We start from the raw sequence: 2862 nt of genomic DNA, 5'->3' as shown, positions 1-2862 counted from the left end.
ACGCGGAAGAGACCATCGACCGGAAAAACCTGTGCGGCGTGGAAGCAGCGGAGCGGGCTGGGCCGTACACGCGTTGCCGGGGGCATGCATGGTCTACTGAGGGGTCTCACGCTTCCCGGACAGGTGTCTGCCTATTTCATGCGGAGACTCGCGACTTCTCATACTCGGCGTGGACTTCGCGTGGAGGGCGGTAACCCACTGCCGAGTGAAGGCGTTTACGATTGTACCAGAATTCGATGTATCGAGTGATGTCCTGCCGGGCTGCCTCGCGGGTCAGGTAAGTAACTCGTGATACGCGTTCGTTCTTCAGAACCCCGAAGAACGATTCGGCCATTGCGTTGTCGAAGCAGATGCCGGTGCGGCCGGCGGATCTACGGAGTTTGAGACGCTTAAGGGTCTTCCCGAACTCGACTGACATGTAGTTACTTCCGCGGTCAGAGTGAAATATCGCTCTGGCCGCGAGCTTCCTGTTGCGTGCCGCGTTGTGGATCGCTCTGGATATCAGCGGCGTCTGATAGTGGTCGTCCATGGCATAACCGATGACTTCCTTCGTGCAGCAGTCGATCACTGTGGCGAGATACAACCAGCCCTCTTTGGTGGCGATGTAGCTGATGTCGCCGACGAGTTTCTCTCCGGGTGCGTCGGCGGTGAAGTCGCGGCCGACCAGGTCCGGTACCTGGCCGGCCGCGGCCTGGGTCAGGCCGATCCGCTTCGGCCGTGGCTGGCAGGGCACGAGCTCCAGCTCACGCATCAGACGGCGAACCAGCTCCAGGCCCGCGTCAACGCCCCAGCGCTGCAATTGGGCCTGGACACGCCGATGCCCGTAGGTGCCGTCGGACAGCTCGAAGGCCTTGTTGATCAGCAATTTCAATTCCTCGCGCCGTTGAGCTGTCGCGGATTGCGGACGTGAGCGCCAGTCGTAGTAGCCGGATTTGGACACGCCGAGCCGGAGGCACATGAACTCGACGCTGTATGCGTACTCCTCGGTGTCGAGTCGCATCTCGTCGATGAACTCGTACCTGCTGACTACCGGGGATCCCTCGCGAAGTACGCTGCGGCTTTTTTTAGGAAGGTGACTTCCATCTCCAGTTCGCGATTGCGGCGCTCGAGCTCTTTCAGACGTGCTCGCTCGCTCACCGTCAATTCAGCCCCGGGAGCCGGTTCCTGCTGCTGCCGGTGCTTCTTGACCCAGCCACGAAGCGTCTCTGGGTTCAGGTCAAGTTCCCGAGCAACTTCGGAGACCGTCTTGCTTGACCTCAACGCGATCTGGACGGCTTCCTCACGGAACTCCGGTGAGCACTTGCTGGGTGGCGCCACGTCTTCCTCATTTCCTGTCCAGGACAACCTTATTGGATGCCTGTCCGGGAACTTCGTGGCCCCTCACTACCCACGCAGTGCATACATCTACGTGAACCACAGGGGGCGTGACCGGCGAAAAGGGGGCGCAGATGCGAGGGAGTGCGCATGGTGCCGCGTGACCTGCCCTCCCCGGCGGGCGTTGGCTACGAGGGGCGCGTACCGGGGAGGTCCTCTCATGGGCAGGGCAGCCCCGCGGCTGGGTGAGGGCCCGGAAACCGGCACCTGCTTTCAGGCCCTCACCCCCTCCCGCCGCCCTGCCGTCGGCGCCCTCGTCCACCGTCACACCCTCACCCCCGACCGCGCCCTGGACCTCCTGCGTGCCCATGCCCTGAGCACCGACACCGACCTCACCACCCTCGCCTACGCCATCGTCTACGAACACCTCACCCTCCCCGACGTCCACGACCCCCACCCCTGAACACCCCAGCCTGCGTCAAAGGACACGCGAGCCATGAGGTGGGATCCCGGCCGACGGACAAGCAGCCAGTCCCCCAGGGCCCCAGGGGCGCCCCGGCCGCCCCGCCCCAGCGCGCGGAGGCCTCGCCGACGCGCCAGAAGAAGCCCCCTCGCGCCCGATCCCCCTGGGCAGCCTCTCGCCACGGTCGCGCCCGCCCTCTCTTTTTGGCGGGCGGGACGGTGGCGAGGGGTGCCCAGGGGGATGTCAGACCCGCAGACTATCCTGAAAAGGTGTGGTGACCTGCGGAAATGCTCGGAGCGCGGAAGGGACGAGCGCAACAGCTAACGCAATAGTTGCCGCAAGAGCTAACGCAACAGCTATCGCAACCCGATCACCGTACGGACAAAACCGGTGAAATCCCCCACTCGGAGACCCCGAGGTCATCACCGTGGGTGATGTAAATCAACTCTGGATGATGGGATGCTGCAGGTGCTCAGTGGGAAATCTGGGGGCCGGTTGCCTATGGGCGGCTGGCCCCGGGCCGTGCGCATGAACCTCGTTGTCGTCTCCCGCCCCCTGCGCACGGCACAGACCCGGTGACCTACCTGCCCTGGGGTACCCCGTGGAAGGGGGTACGGCGTCCACGGTCGGGCGGTCCGGGTGCCGTAGCCGACAGGGTCATGTTCCGCGGGTGGTGTTCACGGCCGCGCGGCGGGAGCGTGAAGGCAGTGAGGTCGCCTCGGCCGGTCTTCGCCGCTGGTGTCGCTGTTCGCGGAAAAGGGCCACTCGTCTCGGGCCGAGGACGCGGGTCCGGCCCGTCCGACGGTACGGACCGGACCCGCAAGGGACATCCACCTCCCACGCCCCTTGTGCCTACGTGCGGCAACCGAACAACCGCCGCGGCCGGACAGCTGCTTCCACCACGTCCTGCACGGCCTTAGGGACCGTATTGAGTTCCGATCAAGGGGTGGCTCGGGTGAGGTCCCTGAGCCAGATCATCGAGGCGCGCAGGTGGAGGCCGGCGAGGTAGCTGTCCGGGGTTTTGTCGTACCGGGTGGCGATGCCGCGCCAGGCCTTCATCTTGTTGATCAGCCGCTCGACGGTGT

General features: G+C 64.8%; 2 protein-coding genes. One reads left to right on the top strand and one right to left on the bottom strand.

Going from position 1 to position 2862, the window contains the following annotated elements:
* Window positions 1–136: 136 nt before the first annotated feature.
* A protein-coding gene (locus tag IE271_RS40550) for an IS3 family transposase (protein ID WP_190195431.1) occupies window positions 137–1317 on the bottom strand; the annotation gives its coding sequence in 2 pieces (ribosomal slippage) (window positions 137–1053 and window positions 1053–1317; 1182 coding nt in all).
* Between the two features lie 217 nt (window positions 1318–1534).
* Here IE271_RS40550 and IE271_RS40545 point away from each other — a divergent pair.
* Window positions 1535–1777 (top strand): ANTAR domain-containing protein, encoded by a 243-nt coding sequence (locus IE271_RS40545; RefSeq protein ID WP_190195430.1) that lies wholly within the window; start codon window positions 1535–1537, stop codon window positions 1775–1777.
* The last annotated feature ends 1085 nt before the right edge of the window (window positions 1778–2862 follow it).

Origin of the sequence: Streptomyces minutiscleroticus, from assembly GCF_014650875.1 — a bacterium.
GTDB classification, from domain to species: domain Bacteria; phylum Actinomycetota; class Actinomycetes; order Streptomycetales; family Streptomycetaceae; genus Streptomyces; species Streptomyces minutiscleroticus.
This window is presented reverse-complemented; position numbering and strand designations above follow the sequence as displayed.